The sequence below is a fragment of the Streptomyces sp. NPDC047072 genome, from assembly GCF_040643855.1.
Taxonomy (GTDB): Bacteria; Actinomycetota; Actinomycetes; order Streptomycetales; family Streptomycetaceae; genus Streptomyces.
Map to the genome: position 1 here is coordinate 136,118 of NZ_JBEYVC010000004.1, position 17,823 is coordinate 153,940.

Consider the following 17,823-nt stretch of genomic DNA (forward strand, 5'->3'; position numbering starts at 1 on the left):
GGGCTCCGGAGGATCCCCCGCATACCGTCGATCCCCCTGCTCAGGCCTTCAACTTGTAGCCGAAGCCGCGGACCGTCTCGATCCGGTCCTGGCCGATCTTCGTCCGCAGCCGCTGCACATGGACGTCCACGACCCGGGTGTCACCGCCCCAGCCGTAGTCCCACACCCGCTCCAGGAGCTTGTCGCGGGAGAGGACGGTCCCGGGCGCGGAGGAGAACTCCAGCAGCAGGCGCATCTCGGTCGGGGTGAGCGCCACCGTCTGCCCCGCCTTGCGCACCTCCATGCCCTCGGTGTCGATCTCCAGTTCGCCGAAGGTCAGCATGCCTCCGGTGGCCGGGGCCGTGTTCTCCTCGCCCTTGTCCCCGCCGCCCGCGTGCCCGAAGCGGCGCAGCACGGCGCGGATCCGGGCCACGAGCACCGCGCCGTCGAAGGGCTTGGTCACGTAGTCGTCGGCGCCGGCCTCCAGGCCCAGCACCACGTCGATGGAGTCGGCGCGCGCGGAGAGCATGATCACCGGGACGGTGGACTCGTCGCGGATGCGGCGGCACAGGCTGACGCCGTCCAGGCCGGGGACCATCACGTCCAGCAGGGCGATGTCGGGGCGGTGGGCCCGGAACGCCTCCAGGCCCGACAGGCCGTCGGGCATGGCGGTGACCGCGAAGCCGTCCCGCTCCAGGGCGAGCTGGGTGGCCTCGCGGATGACGTCGTCGTCCTCGACGAACAGCACGTGGGTCTGGTCTGCCATCCGGGTGCTCTCGCTTCTCGTTCGCTTGGTTCCTACTCTGAGATCGTTCCGAGCGGCCCGATCGGTTCACTGCGTACGACGTACGCAATAAGCGCGGTCCAACGCCGAGTCAGCTGTCCGGCACCGGCGTGGGGTCGGTGCCGACGAGATTGCTGTAGTCGCTGTGTGTCCGGTAGACGGCGACGAACCTGCCGGACGTCCAGCGGTAGGTGATCACGTTCTCGCCGGACGGGCTCGACACCGGATCGCCCTTCTCGTACACCTGCTTGGTCACCACCAGGTCGCCGCGGTCGATCTCGGCGTAGACCGGAGGCTCCTCGGTCTGGAAGACATTCTGGTACGAACCGTCCTCCTCGCGATACACGTACGATCCGACGCCCACCACATCCGCACAGGTCACGACGTTGACGACGACGTCGTCGACCTGCCCGCCGGTCAGGTCGCCGTAGGACAGGTCGACGGGGTACTGGTCGGCGACGCAGGGCTTGAGGGCGCGCTTGACGGTGTCGGAGACCCTCGGGTCCGCCATGAGGAGCTTGACGGCGGTCGTGCGGTCCAGGCGCGGCGAGGCCACCGCCGACGGCGCCATGCCGGGCGAGGCGGCGCCCGCGACCGCCGAGGCGTGCGCGGGACCCTCGTCACGGGTGCCGGTGCCACCGGTGGCGCAGGCGGAGACGAAAAGGGCGAGGGCGGCCAGCACGACCACCGCCGTGCTCGCCGCCTGGAAGATCCCCCGGACAGGGGTGGGCCCCGGCCGTCCCGGCTCGGGCGCCGGAGGCCCCGGCCGGACGGGCCCGGGTTCGGTCAGGCCGCCGTGCAACGCTCCCGCTCCTCACGCTCCAGCGCGCGTGCGTCCAGGTCGCGGGCCTCCAGCTCCTCGCGGAGCCGGGCGAGCGCCCGGTGCAGCGTGCTCTTGACCGTTCCGGCCGACATGCCGAGGGCGGCGGCCGTCTCCTCCGTGGACATCTGCTCCCAGTGTCGCAGCACGACGACGCTGCGCTGCTTGGGAGCGAGCACCTTCATGACGTCCATCAGCAGGGCGCGGTCCGCGTGCTGCTCGGTGGAGTCGTCCACGCACGCGTCCGGGAGCTGCTCGGTGGGCACCTCCTCCAGCTTGCGCGCCCGCCACCACTCGGTCCGGGTGTTGATCATCACCCGGCGCAGGTAGGCGTCCGCGAGCCGCTTGTCCTCGATGGTCTCCCAGCGGCCGTACGTCCGTACGAGCGCGGTCTGGAGCAGGTCCTGCGCGTCCACCGGGTCCGGGACCAGTCGGCGTGCGCTGCGCAGCAGCGCGTCCTGCCGGGTGCGGACGTACTCCTCGAACTCGAGCACCTCGCCCTGCGCCATGTAGACCGCCTCCTGCTTCCCCGTGTGTCCCTCGTGGTCTGCGTGCCCGGTTCCGCCGGGTACGCAGATGAAGCTACGGAGGTGTTGTCACGGGGCTGTGCGGGCCAGCGCGCGGCTGGCACTCGGCTGTCCGTCGGTTGTGTAACGGAAGGAGGAAACGGGTATACCGGCGCACTGATTCGCGCCGTTATGGGCGAATCTAAGGGGCGGGTCAGGCGTGCGTCATGTCAACGGGAGCCGATACAGACCACCCGGCAGCGGCTCCACGAGCCCGTCCGCCACGAGCCCGTCCAGCGCCCGCGCCCGCTGCACCGGCTCGTGCCACACCCGGTCCAGGGCCGCCTGCGGGACGGGCGTGTGGGCCTCGCGCAGGACGGCGAGCAGCTTGCCGCGCACCTGACGGTCGGTCCCGGCGTACGTCTGTCCGCGCCGCGCGGGGCCGTCGTGCTCGGGCTTGCCCGCGAGCCGCCAGGCGCACTGAGCGGTGATCGGGCAGCGGTGGCAGGTCTCGTTCTTCGCCGTGCACACCAGCGCGCCCAGCTCCATGGAGGCGGCGGCCCAGCGCGCGGCCGTGCCCTCCTCCTCGGGCAGCAGCGCACGGGCGAGCCTGCGCTCCGCGGCCGTGGTGGCGTTCGGCGGGTACTGCACCCCGGTCACGGCCCGCGCGAAGACCCGGCGCACATTGGTGTCCAGTACGGCGTGCCGCTGTCCGTACGCGAAGGAGGCGACGGCCGCCGCCGTGTACTCCCCGATGCCGGGCAGGGCGAGCAGCTGCGCGTGGTCCGTCGGTACGTCCCCGCCGTGCCGCTCCGTTATGGCGACCGCCGCGCCGTGCAGCCGGAGCGCCCGGCGCGGGTAGCCGAGCCGGCCCCAGGCGCGGACGGCCTCGCCGGGGGCGTCCTTCGCGAGGTCGGCGGGGCGCGGCCAGCGGGCGAGCCACTGCTCGTAGACCGGCAGGACGCGGTTGACCGGCGTCTGCTGGAGCATGAACTCGCTGACCATCACCCCCCACGGCCCGGCCTCCGGGCGGCGCCACGGCAGATCCCGGGCGTGCTCGTCGAACCAGTCGATGACGGGGGAGTGCAGGTCCGCTCCGCGGGGCGCGCCGGAGAGGACGTCACCGGCGTCGGCGGAGCTGCTGTGCGGGGGCTTCGTGGGAGCAGTCATGGCTCTTCCGATCCTGCCATGCCGGAGGCGGCGGCCGGGTGACCTGAACTCCGCTGTCACGGAACGTCAATCACCGGGCCCGGTGATCACACCCTGTGCCCATCCGGCGAACGGCCTTGGCGGGGCGGGCGGTTCCGGGATGATGATCCTGAAAAGTTGTGGCGCGGGCGGCGGGTGGGGCCAGCGAACTCGCCGTTCTCTCGTACAGTTTGCGCCGTGGGATCTCTGCGCAATCCGATCGGGCCGCTTCCCTCCTCCATCTACTGGCGACGGAGGGCCGTACTCGTGTCCGTCCTCGCGCTGTTGGCGCTGCTGATCGCGTGGATCGTCAGCTCCGGCGGCGGAGGCGGCGACAACGGCGCCGGCGGGTCCAACGACAAGAATCCCACGCCCTCCACCATCACCCCGGGGCCCTCCGGATCAGGTCCCGCGATCAGCCAAGCCCCGGGCGGGCGCGACGAGTCGACGGGCGGCGGGGACGCCGGCGGGTCGGGTTCCGGCGACTCCTCCGGTACGGGCGACACGTCCGGGTCGGGCTCCGACGCGGGGTCCTCCACGGGGGCCGGGGGCGGATCCGGTGCCGCGGACGGATCGGGCAGCGCGGGCGGGGACACCGGCAGCGGCGTCGGCAGCGGGGACACCGTCCCCGCCGGTACCTCGTTGGCCAACTGCACGGCCGGAGCAGTGCAGTTGAGTGTGCGGAGCCAGCACAACGCGTACGAGCCGGGGCAGACCCCGACGCTGTTGCTCACCGCCACGAACTCCTCCGGGAGCGCCTGCAAGGTCGACCTCGGGCCGAAGAACGCGGTGGTGACGATCACGCAGGCCGGGGAGGACGACGACTACTGGTCGTCGGCCGACTGCCCGAAGACCGCCGGGAACCTGGTCTTCCGGGTGCCGGCGGGGAGCGCGATCACCTACACGGTGAAGTGGGACCGCAAGCCGAGCGCTCCGCAGTGCGCGACGCCTCCGGCGGGGTCGGCCGGGGTGGGGACGTACCTCGTGGAGATGAAGGCACCCGGGTACGCGACCACGCAGACCTCGTTCGTGCTGGAGAACGACTAGCCGGGAAAACGACTAGCCGGGAGAACGACCGGCTATACGTACCGCTCCAGGATCGAACTCTCCGCCAAGCGCGACAGGCCCTCTCGTACGCTCCTGGCGCGGGCCTCGCCCACTCCGTCCACCGTCTGCAGGTCGTCCACGCTTGCCGCGAGGAGCTTCTGCAGGCCGCCGAAGTGTTCCACCAGGCGGTCGATGATCGCGCCGGGGAGGCGGGGGACCTTGGCCAGGAGGCGGAAGCCGCGGGGGGAGACCGCGGAGTCGAGGGACTCGGGGGAGCCGGTGTAGCCCAGGGCGCGGGCCACGGTGGTGAGTTCGAGGAGTTCCGCGTGGGTGAGGACGTTCAGTTCGTACAGCGCCTCGTCCACCGTGCGGGAGCGCTTCGCGGTGGGCTCGGGGACGTAGTCCCGGACGACCAGCTCACGCTCCGGCTCCACACCGGCGATCAGCTCGTCGAGCTGGAGCGCCAGCAGGCGGCCGTCGGTGCCGAGTTCGACGACGTACTCGGCGATCTCCGTGGCGATCCGGCGGACCATCTCCAGGCGCTGGGCCACCGCCGAGACGTCCCGTACGGTCACCAGGTCCTCGATCTCCAGGGCCGAGAGCGTGCCCGCGACCTCGTCGAGGCGGAGCTTGTAGCGCTCCAGGGTCGCGAGGGCCTGGTTCGCGCGGGACAGGATCGCCGCGGAGTCCTCCAGCACACGGCGCTGGCCGTCGACGTAGAGGGCGATCAGACGCATCGACTGGGATACGGAGACCACCGGGAAGCCGACCTGCTTGGAGACGCGGTCCGCGGTGCGGTGCCGGGTGCCCGTCTCCTCCGTGGGGATCGTCGGGTCCGGGACCAGCTGGACGCCGGCCCTGAGGATCTTCGACAGGTCGGACGAGACCACGATGCCGCCGTCGAGCTTGCACAGCTCACGCAGACGCGTGGCCGAGAACTCGACGTCCAGGACGAAACCGCCCGTGCACATCGCCTCCACGGTCTTGTCCGAGCCCAGCACGATGAGACCGCCGGTGTTGCCGCGGAGAATGCGCTCCAGGCCGTCGCGCAGGGCCGTGCCCGGCGCCACGGCGCTCAGGGAGGCGCGCATCAGGCCATCGGTACCGGCACTCCCACCGGACTTTCCGGGAGCTGCTGCCCGGTCGTTGGCTGCCACTGCACTCCTCCGGTCGCAGGTTCCTAGGCGCTCCCGTGACGCACACTCGGTTCGTACGGACGGGCGAGACCAGGGCAAAGTCTACCGGCGGTCCTCGTCGTCCCGTGGGGCCTCTCTGCGACGCGAGCGCGGAAGCACCCTCAGAGCGTCCCCTATGTCCGCGACTTCCAGGACCTTCATACCGGGCGGGACCTTGCCGGGATCGCCCGGCACGAGGGCGTGGGTGAAGCCCAGACGGTGTGCCTCGGAGAGCCTGCGCTGCACGCCCGTGACCCGTCTGACCTCGCCCGCGAGGCCCACCTCGCCGATCGCGACGAGGTTCTTCGGCAACGGGGTGTCGCTGGCTGCCGACGCCAGGGCGAGGGCGATCGCGAGGTCCGCGGCGGGTTCCGAAAGCTTTACGCCGCCGACCGTGGCGGAGTAGATGTCCCGCTTGCCGAGCGCGCTGATCCGGCCGCGCTGCTCCAGGACGGCGAGCATCATCGAGACCCGGGAGGTCTCCAGTCCCGATGTGGTGCGCCGGGGCGAGGGGATCTGCGAGTCGACGGTGAGCGCCTGCACCTCGGTGACCAGCGGGCGGCGGCCCTCCAGGGTGACGGTGAGACAGGTGCCCGGGACCGGTTCGTCACGGCGTGTCAGGAAGAGTCCGCTCGGGTCGGCCAGGCCCGTGATGCCCTCGTCGTGGAGCTCGAAGCAGCCGACCTCGTCGGTGGTGCCGTAGCGGTTCTTGACGCCCCGCACGAGCCTGAGGCGCGCGTGCCGGTCGCCCTCGAAGTTCAGGACCACGTCCACCAGGTGCTCAAGCAGGCGCGGGCCCGCGATCGCGCCGTCCTTGGTGACATGACCCACCAGGAGGGTGGACATCCCGCGCTCCTTGGACGCCCGGATGAGGGCGCCGGCCACCTCGCGGACCTGGGCCATGCCGCCGGGGGCGCCGTCGATCTCGGGGGAGGCGACCGTCTGCACCGAGTCCATGATCAGCAGGGACGGCTTCACCGCGTCCAGGTGCCCGAGGACCGCGGACAGGTCGGTCTCGGCGGCCAGATACAGGTGGTCGTGGAGGGCGCCGATGCGGTCGGCGCGCAGCCGGACCTGGCTCGCGGACTCCTCGCCGGTCACATAGAGGGTGCGGTGCTCGTCGCTGGCCGACTTGGCCGCCACGTCGAGCAGGAGCGTGGACTTGCCGACGCCGGGCTCGCCCGCGAGCAGCACCACCGCGCCGGGCACCAGGCCGCCGCCCAGCACCCGGTCCAGCTCCGGCACGCCGGTCGAGCGGGCGGTGGCCTGGCGGCCGTCGACCTGGCCGATGGGCACGGCGGAGGTGGTGACGCGGCCCGGGGCCGTCGTACGGACCGCGGGCGCGCCGTACTCCTCGATCGTCCCCCAGGCCTGGCACTCGGGGCAGCGACCGAGCCACTTGGCCGTCTGCCAGCCGCACTCGGTGCAGCGGTAGGACGGACGCTCCTTGGCGGTCTTCGTACGGGCAGCCATGCACGAACCGTAACCGCCGCCACTGACAACACGGCCGCCGCCCGCCCGGCGCTCCGGATCGCCCACCGCGAACCGGCCACGACCCGTCAAGAACGAGCCATGGAATCAAGGGTTCCTGTCCCCTATTGAGGGATCGTTTCACCCGTATGGATTAAAAGTGCTCAAGGTTCAGGAAGGGGCCAACTCCGGCCCCCTACGGTCCACGGGATGAGCAGCAGTCCGGAGACCTCGACCCGCACCACCGGCGCGCACCGGGCGCAACGGGAGGCGCGCGACCGCGGTGCCGCGCGCACACTCGCGCAGCGGCCGCCCGCGCGCTACGAGCCGTACCTGGACGGCCTGTTCACCTACTGTCTGTCCGTCCTGTGCGACCACGACGCGGCCACCACCGCCCTCGGCGACGTCCTCGCGCTCGCCGAGCGCCGCCGCGGCCCGGACGCCGCCGGCGACCGCCGGGCCTGGCTGTACGCGCTGACCCGCTGGGCCTGTCTGCGCGGGCTCGCCGAGGCCAAGCAGAAACGTCAGGCCACCCACGCGGCGGGCCGCCAGGGCGCCGCCGGGAAGAGTGCCGCGCCGGTGTCCGAGGAGGTCCAGGAGCAGCGCCGCCGCGAACTCGCCCTGCTCGCCTGGCCGGAGGCCGCCGGCACCACCCCCGAGCAGCGCGAGGCGCTCGAACTCGCCGTCCGCCACCACCTCGCCGCCCACGAGGTCGCCGCCGTCCTCGGCATGGACCTCGCCGCCGCCCGCGAACTGCTCGCCTCCGCCGCCTGCGAGGTGGAGCGCACCCGCGCGGCGCTCGCCGTCGTCGAGACCGGCGACTGCCCGGGCGTGGCGCGCCTGACCGGCGACCACCAGTTCGTGCTCGGCACGGCCCTGCGCAAGGAGCTGGTCCGGCACGTCGACGACTGCCCCCGGTGCCGCCGCAGCGCCGAGCGCGTGATCCCCGGCCGCTGGCCCGGCGCGATGATCACCCCCGCCGAACTGCCGGTCCTGGAGGCCCCCCGCGCGGCCCTGCACATGGCGCTCGCGCACCACCCACGCGCGCGTGGCGCCGCCCTGCCCCGCTTCGACCGGCGCGGCTTCCCGATGGACCCCAAGGACCGTGCCGCCCGCCGCGACCGGCTGCGCGCGCGTGCCGTCACCACGACCGTCGTCGCCACCGTCGTCGCCGCGCCCGTGCTCGCCCTGTGGGCCGCCTACCGGGGCGGAGCGGGCGAGGGCGCGGACGGCCACGCCGCCACCGCGGGCCAGGCGCACGGCCCCGGGAGCCTGGGCGGCGAGGCCACGGGCGACTACCAGAACGCGGGCAACGCCGGCCCGACGCCCGCCGAGCGCTTCGCCAAGGAGGGCCGCTCCGACGTCTCCGTGGAGGTCGTCAGCGTCTCCGGCGCCGGGAAGAAGGGCGCCGGACAGCTGCGGGTCGGGGCGGACAACGCCGGGGACACCACCCTCGTCACCCTCACCGCCACCGGCGACGCCCCGGTCCGCTGGTCCGCCACCGCCAACGTCTCCTGGCTCTACCTCAGCCAGTCCTCGGGAACCCTCGAACCCGGCGAGACGTTGACGATCAAGGTGTACGTCGACCATCTGCGCGAGCCGTCCGGCCCCTGGAGCGCGCGCGTGGCGATCTCACCGGCCGGCGCCGTCGTCACCATCGAGGGCTACGGCACCGCCCCCGCGCCCACCGACCCGAGCCCCCGCCCCACCGCACCGACCGACCCGCCGAGCACGCCGGGACCGGACCCGAGCCCCACGCCCACGAGCCGGCCGACCAGCGAGGACCCCTCCTCGCCGCCCCCGGACTCCGGCACCCCGACCCCGACCGACCCACCGAGCTCGTCGCCGCCACCCCCCGACAGCGGCGACCCGAGCCCGTCCACGTCGTAGCGGTAACCCCGCGCGATGCGGCTAGGGCGTGTTGCGAAAGTCCCGCCTGCCAGGCGACGCCCGGCACGCCCTCTCGCCGCACCGGACGAAAGCCCACATACAACCAGTACGAGGGCTTCCGCCCGGCACGCCGAGAGCACGCACCGAACACCGCCCGGCCCGCCCTCCGGGCGGACGACGGGACTTTCGCAACACGCCCTAGTCGACCGGGTCCGCCGGATGCGGTGCCAGCAGTGGGAGCTGGGACGCCAGACGCTGCTCGCACAGCTCGACCAGGCGGTCGTAGCCGGCCTTGCCCATGAGTTCGATCAGCTCGGGCCGGTAGGAGACGTACACCGGGTCGCCCGCGCCGTGCGCCGAGGTCGCCGAGGTGCACCACCAGTGCAGGTCGTGGCCGCCGGGGCCCCAGCCGCGCCGGTCGTACTCGCCGATCGACACCTGGAGCACGCGCGTGTCGTCGGGCCGGTCGATCCAGTCGTAGGTCCGCCGCACCGGGAGCTGCCAGCAGACGTCCGGCTTGGTCTCCAGCGGCTCACGGCCCTCCTTGAGGGCGAGGATGTGCAGCGAGCAGCCCGCGCCGCCCGCGAACCCGGGCCGGTTCTGGAAGATGCAGGACCCCTGGAAGGGCCGGGTCTGCCGGTCGCCGTCCTCGTCCTCGGACACCCAGCCGTTCCGGGTGCCCTCGGCGTGGTGCTGCCAGATGTCCGGCGTGAGCCTCGCCACATGGCCGGCGACCCGCTTCTCGTCGTCCTCGTCGGAGAAGTGGGCACCCAGCGAGCAGCAGCCGTCGTCCGCGCGGCCCGCCTGGATGCCGTGGCAGCCGCTGCCGAAGATGCAGTTCCAGCGAGAGGTCAGCCATGTCAGATCGCAGCGGAAGACCTGCTCTTCGTCCGCCGGATCAGGGAATTCCACCCATGCGCGAGCGAAGTCGAGCCCCTTCTCGTCCGCTGCCAGGGCTGCCTTCTCCTGCTTCGACAGCTTCGGTGGCTTCACCTGCGAAGAACCGCCGGAAGATTTGTCGGCCTTCGTCTTTTTCGTCTTTGGCACCCGTCCAGGGTAAGTCGCCGGGAGCCCCTCCGAGGACCGGCGAACGCCCAGCTGGCAGTAGCGTTCCGTACATGAGACTCGGTGTCCTCGACGTGGGATCGAACACGGTGCATCTGCTGGTGGTGGACGCACACCCGGGCGCGCGCCCGCTGCCCGCGCACTCGCACAAGGCGGAACTGCGCCTTGCCCAACTCCTCGACGAGGCCGGGGCGATCGGCCCCGAGGGGGTCGAGAAGCTGATCTCGGTCATCCGGGAGGCGCTCCAGGCCGCCGAGGACAAGGGCGTCGAGGACGTCCTCCCGTTCGCCACCTCCGCGGTCCGCGAGGCCAGCAACGCCGACGACGTCCTCGCGCGCGTGCAGGCCGAGACCGGCGTCGAGCTCCAGGTCCTCACCGGCGCCGAGGAGGCCCGGCTGACCTTCCTCGCGGTCCGCCGCTGGTTCGGCTGGTCCGCGGGCAAGCTCCTGGTCCTCGACATCGGCGGCGGCTCCCTGGAGATCGCCTACGGCATCGACGAGGAGCCGGACGCCGCGGTCTCCCTCCCGCTCGGCGCGGGCCGCCTCACGGCCGGCTGGCTGCCCGGCGACCCGCCCGACCCCGAGGCGATCCGGACGCTACGACGGCACGTCCGCGCCCAGATCGCCCGTACGGTCGGAGAGTTCAGCCGCTTCGGGGCCCCCGACCACGTGGTCGCCACGTCGAAGACCTTCAAGCAGCTGGCCCGCCTGGCCGGCGCGGCCCGCTCCGGCGACGGCCTCTACGTCCAGCGCGAACTCAAGCGCGAGTCCCTGGAGGCATGGGTCCCGCGGCTGGCCGGTATGACGACCGACCAGCGCGCGGAACTCCCGGGCGTCTCCGAGGGCAGGGCGAACCAGCTCCTGGCCGGCGCGCTGGTGGCCGAGGGCGCGATGGACCTGTTCGGCGTGGAGACCGCCGAGATCTGCCCGTGGGCCCTCAGGGAGGGCGTGATCCTGCGGAGCCTCGACCAGATGGCGACCGCGTAGGCGATCAAGCGGTGGCCAGCCCGAAGACGTGCATACGGCCACCGCTCGTACTCGCCGGCAGCGTCACACTGCCCAGCTGCTTGCCCGTGGCCAGCGCGATAGGCGCGGTGGCGAACACATAGGTGTCCACGTCGTCCACACCGCCCGAGTACAGCCGGTACGCGCTGCGAACGGCCACGACATTGCCGTACGACGGCTTCTGCGCCCCGCCGCCCAGCGTCCAGTCGCTGAACCCGACGCCCACCCGCTCACTCGTCCCGTCGGTGTACGTCAGCGTGAGCGTCCCGCTGCTCGATCCGTTGCCGGCGCTGCCCAGGAGGGCGAGCTTCGTCGCCGTACCGGACACCTCCAGGACCTGGCCCGCGGCCACGATGTTGTCGGGATCTCCGGGATTCACCCGGGGCCAGCTGAAGGAGAAGCCCCCGGCGGTCACCGTGGAGCCGGGCGCGACCCCGGAGTCGGCGAGCGCCTTGGCCGAGTAGCTGGCCCCGCCCCCGTCGAAGTCCCCGGTCGGCGCGGTGTCGTCCGAGGAGATCCCGTTGTTGTCGAGGGACCACAGCAGGCTCCCGCGAGGCGCGACGGTGACGGCGAGCGAGGTCTTCCCGACGGCCGTACCGGAGGGGTCCTCCAGGGTCACGGGCACCGTACGGAAGCCGCCTGCGGCTCCGGCGGAAGCGGTCACGCTCAGAGAGGCCGTGCCCGGCGCGCTCAGCTCCCCCTCGGACGGCGTGACCGTCAGCCCGTCCGGAGCGGCCGCCTTCCACCGCAGCCGGCTCTGCGCGCCGAGCAGCGACCGTACGTCGAGCGTCACCTTCGGAGACGTCTCGCCGGGCTGCACGCGTACGCGTGCCGGTGCCACACCGGTGAAGTACGGCTGCTCGCCCTCCCGGAAGGAAGGCGGCACCTCGGCGTCGGAGCTGCCCCAGGACGTGTCCGGTGACGTCCCCAACGTGTAGTCCAGGGTGCCCCCGTCGGCGACGAACGACTCCGGCAGCCAGGCCCGCCCGCTCTCCGCGCCGTTCACCTTCAGGGACCGCACGTAGTACGTGTCGGCGGACGCTCCCGGCGCGTTCACGGTGATGGTCTGTCCGCTGCCCCGGTGGATGGTGATCCTGGTGAACAGCGGGCTGGCGAGGACCAGTTCGGCCCGCCCCGGCACCTGCGGGTACATGCCGAGCGCGCCCCACACGTACCAGGCGGACATCGTGCCCAGGTCGTCGTTGCCGACCAGACCGGCCGGGCCGGGCCCGTAGAGGGTGTTCAGGGCGCGCCGGACGACGTCCTGGGTGCGGTACGGGGCGCCCGCGTAGGCGTACGCGTACGGGGCGTTCAGGGACGGCTCGTTGCCGAGGAAGGCGTACGGCTCGTGCGGGCCCGCGTTGAGCTTCGTGAAGTAGGTGTCCAGCCGCTTCACGGCCGCTTCGTCGCCGCCCACCGCGCGGAAGAGCCCGGCGAGGTCGTACGGCACCATCCACTGGTACTGCGCGCCGTTGCCCTCCATCCACCAGCCGGAGTCCGCCGGATCGTACGGCGTCACGAAGGAGCCGTCCCTGTTGCGCGGCTGGAGGGACTCGTTCGCCGGGTTGAAGAGGTTCTGCCAGTACTGCGCCCGCTTCATGAACGCGGCCCTTGTCGCGGTGTCCCCGAGCCGGTCGGCGAGCTGGGCGATGCCGAAGTCGGCGGTCGTGTACTCCAGGGTCGTGGAGGGGTCCCCGGGGAGGTAGCCGAGCCTCTGGTAGTCCGCGAGTCCGTAGCGCTCCTTATAGCGTGCGTTTGATTTCTGGACGGTGGTCGCGCCCTTCACCATCGACGCGAGCGCCCCTCGGGTGTCGAATCCGGTGGCCCCGAAGGCGTACATGCTCGCCAGGACCGAGTGGTAGGGGTCGCCATTCATGACGCCGTTGAAGTCGTTGTTCACCGACCAGCGGTCCCAGACGTCGCCCGCCTGGTGGGCCTGGTTGAACATCGACTGCGCGATGTCACCGGCCTCCTTCGGCGCGAGGAGCGCCAAGAGCTGCACCTCGGAGCGGTAGATGTCCCAGCCGGAGAAGTTGGCGTACTGGACGTGTCCGGTCCCGGTCCGGTGGATCCGCCCGTCGAAGCCGATGTACCTGCCGTCGCTGTCGCCGAAGACGTTCGGCTGGATCAGCGAGTGGTACAGGGCCGTGTAGAAGGTGGTGCGCTCGGCTTCGGTGCCGCCCTCCACCCGGATCTGGTTCAGCCGTTCGTTCCACGCGGCACGCGCGCGTGCGGCCATCTCGTCGAAGCGCGCGGCCCCCTGCTCGGCCCGCGCGTTGGCGGCGGCACCCTCGACACTGACGTACGACAGCCCGACCTTGACGCCGACCGAGCGGTTCGCGTCGGTGTCGAAGGTGACGTAGGCGCCGGAACCGGGGCCGGAGACGCTGACGGAGTCGTGCTCGACCCGGTCGCCGCGCTCCGTGCCGGCCTTGTTCGCCTTGTCCGCCGTATCCATGTCGACCTTGGCGCGTGCGGTCCCGCGGACGTCCTCGTCGCCGGGGGAGACCGTGTCGTTGTGCCAGGTGCCCACGGAGGTGAAGGGGCGGTCGAAGGTGGCCGAGAAGTACACGCGGTAGCGGTTGATGCCCCCGCAGAACTTCCCGCTCGCCACAGAGCCGGTGATGGTCCGGCGGTCCTCGCCGATGGTCGCCTGGGCGTCGTTCGCGCCGCCGATCGAGCCGGAGACGTTCAGCAGCAGGGAGGCGGTGGTGCCGCCCGCCGGGTAGGTGAAACGGCCCGCGCCGGACCGCTGAGTGGCCGTCAGCTCGACCCTGGTGCCGGAGGAGAGCGTGACGTCGTAGGAGCCGGGGGAGGCCTTCTCGGCGGTGTGCGAGAAGCCGTCCAGGTAATGGCGGGGGTCGGTGGCGGGGGAGGTGGTGACCGCGCCCGTGTACGGCATGAAGGGCAGGTCCTGGGCGCCGTAGCAGCCGGCGCCCGAGAGGTGGGTCAGGCTGAAGCCGCGGACCTTGTCGTCGTCGTAGAAGTAACCGCCGGGCTGCGAACGGTCGGTGTCCGGGCTCCAGTGGACCATCCCGAAGGGGGCGACCGCCCCGGGGAAGGTGTTCCCGGCACCGCCGCCGGTGCCGAAGTCGGGGCCACCGGGCCTGGTACCGACGAAGGGGTTCACGTAGCGGGCGAGATCGGCCGGGGCGTCCGCGCGGGCGGGGGCCATGGGGGCGGACGTGACGAGGACCGCCCCGAGCGCCATGGCGGTGAACGCCGTACGCGCGCGTGCGGACCGGATGCGTGGGGGGTGCATGGGCGGCAGTCAACCGCCGACGCGATCACAAACGCCTGATTGAGACGTCAAGTTTCTCGTGATGTCTCCTTCGCGACCACTCCTATGGCGAAAGCCACAACGGCCAGGAGGCGCCCGGTCTCACCCGAACGCACCCCGTACGCTGTCCCCGTGGCAGAACCAGTCGTACGGATCCCGGACGCGAAGGTCGCCCTCTCGACGGCCTCCGTCTACCCGGAGTCGACGGCGACGGCCTTCGAGATCGCCGCACGCCTCGGGTACGACGGCGTCGAGGTCATGGTGTGGACCGACCCGGTCAGCCAGGACATCGAGGCCCTGCGCCGCCTCTCCGACTACCACGCAGTCCCCATCCTCGCGGTGCACGCGCCCTGTCTGCTCATCACCCAGCGGGTCTGGTCGACGGACCCCTGGGTCAAGCTCCAGCGCGCCCAGGCGGCCGCCGAGAAGCTCGGCGCGAGCACTGTCGTCGTGCACCCGCCCTTTCGCTGGCAGCGGCAGTACGCGCGGGACTTCGTCGGCGGGATCTGGCGGATGGCGAACGAGACGGACGTCCGGTTCGCCGTCGAGAACATGTACCCCTGGCGCTACCGCGACCGCGAGATGCTCGCCTACGCCCCCGACTGGGACGTCACCCAGGACGACTACCGGCACTTCACGATCGACCTCAGCCACGCGGCGACCTCCCGGACCGACGCGATGGACCTGGTCGACCGCATGGGCGACCGCCTCGGACACGTCCACCTCGCCGACGGCAAGGGCTCCGCGAAGGACGAGCACCTCGTGCCCGGCCGCGGCGGCCAGCCCTGCGCCGAGCTGCTGGAGCGGCTCGCGCTCGGCGGCTTCGACGGCCATGTCGTCATCGAGGTCAACACCCGGCGCGCGATGTCCAGCGCGGAACGCGAGGCCGACCTCGCCGAGGCACTCGCCTTCACGCGACTGCATCTGGCGTCGCCGGTGAAGGTGCCGCGGCGGTGAGCGACAGCACGACCAGAGGGCGCGGCCGACCCCGTCGTACCGCATCGGACGCCACCGGCACCCGGGACGCGATCCTCGCCGCCGCCCGCGCGGAGTTCTCCGAGCGGGGCTACGACAAGACGTCCGTGCGCGGCATCGCCAAGGCCGCCGGGGTCGACTCGGCCCTGGTCCACCACTACTTCGGCACCAAGGAGCAGGTCTTCGCGGCCGCCATCGAGGTCGCCTTCGCGCCCGCCCTGAACGCACCGGAGGCACTCGCCGACGGCCCGCTGGACGGCGTCGGCGAGCGCCTGACCCGCTTCATCTTCGGCATCTGGGAGAACCCCACCACGCGCGCGCCGCTGCTCGCGATCGTCCGCTCCGCCGTCAACAACGAGACCGCGGCCGCCGTCTTCCGCCGCCTGGTCGCCTCCCAGCTGCTGCGCCGCGTCGCCGCCCAGGTCGACCTCCCGGACGCGGAACTGCGCGCGGAACTCGCGGCCGCGCAGCTCGTCGGGACGGCGATGCTGCGGTACGTCATCAAGGTGGAGCCGCTGGCCTCGGCGGACCCCGAGGTGATCATCGCGCGGGTGGCGCCGGTGGTGCAGGGCCATCTGACCCACCCCTGAGTCCTGAGACCGGCGTCTTGGATTCCGGACACCGCGTCGGCATCCCGTGTGACCGGCGTACGCTCGTTAGCAGCCAGAACTGTCTGAAGGAGCGAGCGACGATGCCCGAGCTGAGGTCCCGCACAGTCACCCACGGCCGCAACATGGCGGGCGCCCGCGCCCTTATGCGAGCCTCCGGTGTACCCGGCGCGGACATCGGACGGAAGCCGATCATCGCCGTCGCGAACTCCTTCACGGAGTTCGTCCCCGGCCACACCCACCTCGCCCCGGTCGGCCGGATCGTCTCCGAGGCGATCGTCGAGGCCGGCGGCATCCCGCGCGAGTTCAACACCATCGCGGTCGACGACGGCATCGCGATGGGCCACGGCGGCATGCTGTACAGCCTCCCCTCCCGGGACCTGATCGCGGACTCGGTCGAGTACATGGTCGAGGCCCACTGCGCCGACGCCCTGGTCTGCATCTCCAACTGCGACAAGATCACGCCGGGCATGCTGAACGCCGCCCTGCGCCTGAACATCCCGACGGTCTTCGTCTCCGGCGGCCCGATGGAGTCCGGCCGCGCGACCCTCGTGGACGGCACGGTCCGCACCCTCGACCTGGTCGACGCGATCTCCGACGCCGTCAACGACAAGATCTCCGACGAGGACATCCTCCGTATCGAGGAGAACGCCTGCCCGACCTGCGGCAGCTGTTCCGGCATGTTCACGGCCAACTCGATGAACTGCCTGACGGAGGCCATCGGCCTCTCGCTCCCCGGCAACGGCTCGGTCCTCGCCACCCACACGGCCCGCAAGCAGCTGTACGTCGACGCGGCCAACACCGTGATGGACATCACCCGCCGCTACTACGAGCAGGACGACGAGACGGTCCTGCCGCGCTCGATCGCCTCCTTCGCGGCCTTCGAAAACGCCATGGCTCTCGACATCGCCATGGGCGGTTCCACCAACACGATCCTGCACCTGCTGGCCGCGGCCCAGGAGGCGGAGGTCCCCTTCGGCCTCAACGAGATCGACGCGGTCTCCCGCCGGGTCCCCTGCCTCGCGAAGGTCGCCCCCAACGTCGCGAAGAACCGCACGTACTACATGGAGGACGTGCACCGCGCGGGCGGCATCCCGGCCCTCCTCGGCGAACTGCACCGCGCGGGCCTGCTCAACGAGGACGTGCACTCCGTCCACAGCCCCTCCCTCGCCGACTGGCTCAAGACCTGGGACGTGCGCGGCGGCTCCCCGTCGCCGGAGGCCGTGGAGCTGTGGCACGCGGCCCCGGGCTGCGTCCGCTCCGCCGAGGCCTTCTCCCAGTCCGAGCGCTGGGACTCCCTGGACGAGGACGCCGCCGAGGGCTGCATCCGCTCGGCCGAGCACGCGTACTCCAAGGATGGCGGCCTCGCGGTCCTCAAGGGCAACCTGGCGGTCGACGGCGCGGTCGTGAAGACGGCCGGCGTGGACGAGTCCATCTGGCGCTTCGAGGGCCCCGCGGTGGTCTGCGAGTCCCAGGAGGAGGCCGTCCAGAAGATCCTGCTGAAGGAGATCAAGGAGGGCGACGTCGTCGTCATCCGCTACGAGGGCCCCAAGGGCGGCCCCGGCATGCAGGAGATGCTCTACCCGACGTCGTACCTCAAGGGCCGCGGCCTCGGAAAGGCATGCGCCCTGATCACCGACGGCCGCTTCTCCGGCGGCACCTCCGGCCTCTCCATCGGCCACGCCTCCCCGGAGGCGGCGGGCGGCGGCACCATCGCCCTCGTCGAGGACGGCGACCGCATCCGCATCGACATCCCGGGCCGCACGCTCGAGCTCCTGGTCGACGACGCCGAGCTCGCGCGTCGCGAGGCAGCGCTCGGCGGCGCCTACGCCCCGAAGAACCGCGAACGCAAGGTCTCGGCCGCGCTCCGCGCCTACGCCGCGATGGCCACGAGCGCGGACAAGGGCGCGGTGCGGGACGTCTCGAAGCTGGGCTGAGGAGCCCAGCTCCTCGGGAGTGATCGTGGCGGGGTCGGCGTCGGCGACCAGGCGGCCGCGGTACATCACCCGCAGGGTGTCCGACAGGCCGATCA

14 protein-coding genes are annotated in these 17,823 nt (G+C 71.9%); 6 read left to right on the forward strand and 8 right to left on the reverse strand.

Annotated elements, in window-relative coordinates; genetic code table 11:
• Positions 1–40: 40 nt before the first annotated feature.
• The 4 genes from cseB to ABZ896_RS03270 form a co-directional block, all read right to left on the reverse strand.
• Entirely contained in the window at positions 41–745 is a 705-nt protein-coding gene (cseB, locus tag ABZ896_RS03255; RefSeq protein WP_360921042.1) for a two-component system response regulator CseB, read from the reverse strand.
• A gap of 109 nt (positions 746–854) precedes the next feature.
• Positions 855–1,451 (reverse strand): hypothetical protein, encoded by a 597-nt coding sequence (locus tag ABZ896_RS03260; RefSeq protein ID WP_360921101.1) that lies wholly within the window; start codon positions 1,449–1,451, stop codon positions 855–857.
• 98 nt (positions 1,452–1,549) lie between these two features.
• Positions 1,550–2,092: a SigE family RNA polymerase sigma factor gene (locus tag ABZ896_RS03265; RefSeq protein WP_360921045.1), complete on the reverse strand. Its 543-nt coding sequence runs from the start codon at positions 2,090–2,092 to the stop codon at positions 1,550–1,552.
• A gap of 222 nt (positions 2,093–2,314) precedes the next feature.
• Positions 2,315–3,259: an A/G-specific adenine glycosylase gene (locus ABZ896_RS03270; protein WP_360921048.1), complete on the reverse strand. Its 945-nt coding sequence runs from the start codon at positions 3,257–3,259 to the stop codon at positions 2,315–2,317.
• A gap of 216 nt (positions 3,260–3,475) precedes the next feature.
• Between ABZ896_RS03270 and ABZ896_RS03275 the strand changes: the two genes are divergently transcribed.
• Positions 3,476–4,324, forward strand: a complete 849-nt coding sequence (locus tag ABZ896_RS03275; protein ID WP_360921051.1) for a hypothetical protein — start codon at positions 3,476–3,478, stop codon at positions 4,322–4,324.
• Positions 4,325–4,356: 32 nt separating this feature from the next.
• Here the strand turns inward: ABZ896_RS03275 and disA are convergent, their stop codons facing one another.
• Both disA and radA read right to left on the reverse strand, forming a co-directional pair.
• The gene (gene disA / locus ABZ896_RS03280) at positions 4,357–5,481 is read right to left on the reverse strand and encodes a DNA integrity scanning diadenylate cyclase DisA (RefSeq protein WP_360921054.1); all 1,125 of its coding nucleotides are present in this window, start codon (positions 5,479–5,481) and stop codon (positions 4,357–4,359) included.
• A gap of 81 nt (positions 5,482–5,562) precedes the next feature.
• Positions 5,563–6,972, reverse strand: a complete 1,410-nt coding sequence (gene radA / locus ABZ896_RS03285; RefSeq protein ID WP_360921057.1) for a DNA repair protein RadA — start codon at positions 6,970–6,972, stop codon at positions 5,563–5,565.
• Positions 6,973–7,179: 207 nt separating this feature from the next.
• Here radA and ABZ896_RS03290 point away from each other — a divergent pair, with 207 nt between their 5' ends.
• Positions 7,180–8,859: a hypothetical protein gene (locus ABZ896_RS03290; protein WP_360921060.1), complete on the forward strand. Its 1,680-nt coding sequence runs from the start codon at positions 7,180–7,182 to the stop codon at positions 8,857–8,859.
• A 198-nt stretch (positions 8,860–9,057) separates the two neighbouring features.
• Here the strand turns inward: ABZ896_RS03290 and ABZ896_RS03295 are convergent, their stop codons facing one another.
• Entirely contained in the window at positions 9,058–9,852 is a 795-nt protein-coding gene (locus ABZ896_RS03295) for a hypothetical protein (RefSeq protein WP_360921062.1), read from the reverse strand.
• Between the two features lie 125 nt (positions 9,853–9,977).
• Here ABZ896_RS03295 and ABZ896_RS03300 point away from each other — a divergent pair, with 125 nt between their 5' ends.
• Positions 9,978–10,910 carry a Ppx/GppA phosphatase family protein gene (locus ABZ896_RS03300; RefSeq protein ID WP_360921065.1) on the forward strand — a complete coding sequence of 311 codons (933 nt, stop codon included), beginning with the start codon at positions 9,978–9,980 and terminating at the stop codon, positions 10,908–10,910.
• A 4-nt stretch (positions 10,911–10,914) separates the two neighbouring features.
• Here ABZ896_RS03300 and ABZ896_RS03305 read toward each other — a convergent pair whose 3' ends face one another.
• Positions 10,915–14,190, reverse strand: a complete 3,276-nt coding sequence (locus ABZ896_RS03305) for a GH92 family glycosyl hydrolase (protein WP_360921068.1) — start codon at positions 14,188–14,190, stop codon at positions 10,915–10,917.
• 150 nt (positions 14,191–14,340) lie between these two features.
• On the opposite strand from ABZ896_RS03305, the gene ABZ896_RS03310 reads away from it, so the two are divergent.
• The 3 genes from ABZ896_RS03310 to ilvD all read left to right on the forward strand — a co-directional run bounded on the left by ABZ896_RS03310 (position 14,341) and on the right by ilvD (position 17,728).
• On the forward strand, positions 14,341–15,165 hold the full coding sequence (locus ABZ896_RS03310) for a sugar phosphate isomerase/epimerase (RefSeq protein ID WP_360921071.1): 825 nt from the start codon (positions 14,341–14,343) through the stop codon (positions 15,163–15,165).
• A complete protein-coding gene (locus tag ABZ896_RS03315; protein ID WP_360921074.1) occupies positions 15,162–15,773 on the forward strand; it encodes a TetR family transcriptional regulator in 612 nt (203 codons plus the stop codon). The genes ABZ896_RS03310 and ABZ896_RS03315 overlap by 4 nt, the downstream gene beginning before the upstream one ends.
• Before the next feature lie 101 nt (positions 15,774–15,874).
• Positions 15,875–17,728, forward strand: coding sequence for a dihydroxy-acid dehydratase (gene ilvD / locus ABZ896_RS03320; protein WP_360921077.1), 1,854 nt, complete (start codon positions 15,875–15,877; stop codon positions 17,726–17,728).
• Positions 17,729–17,823 lie beyond the last annotated feature (95 nt).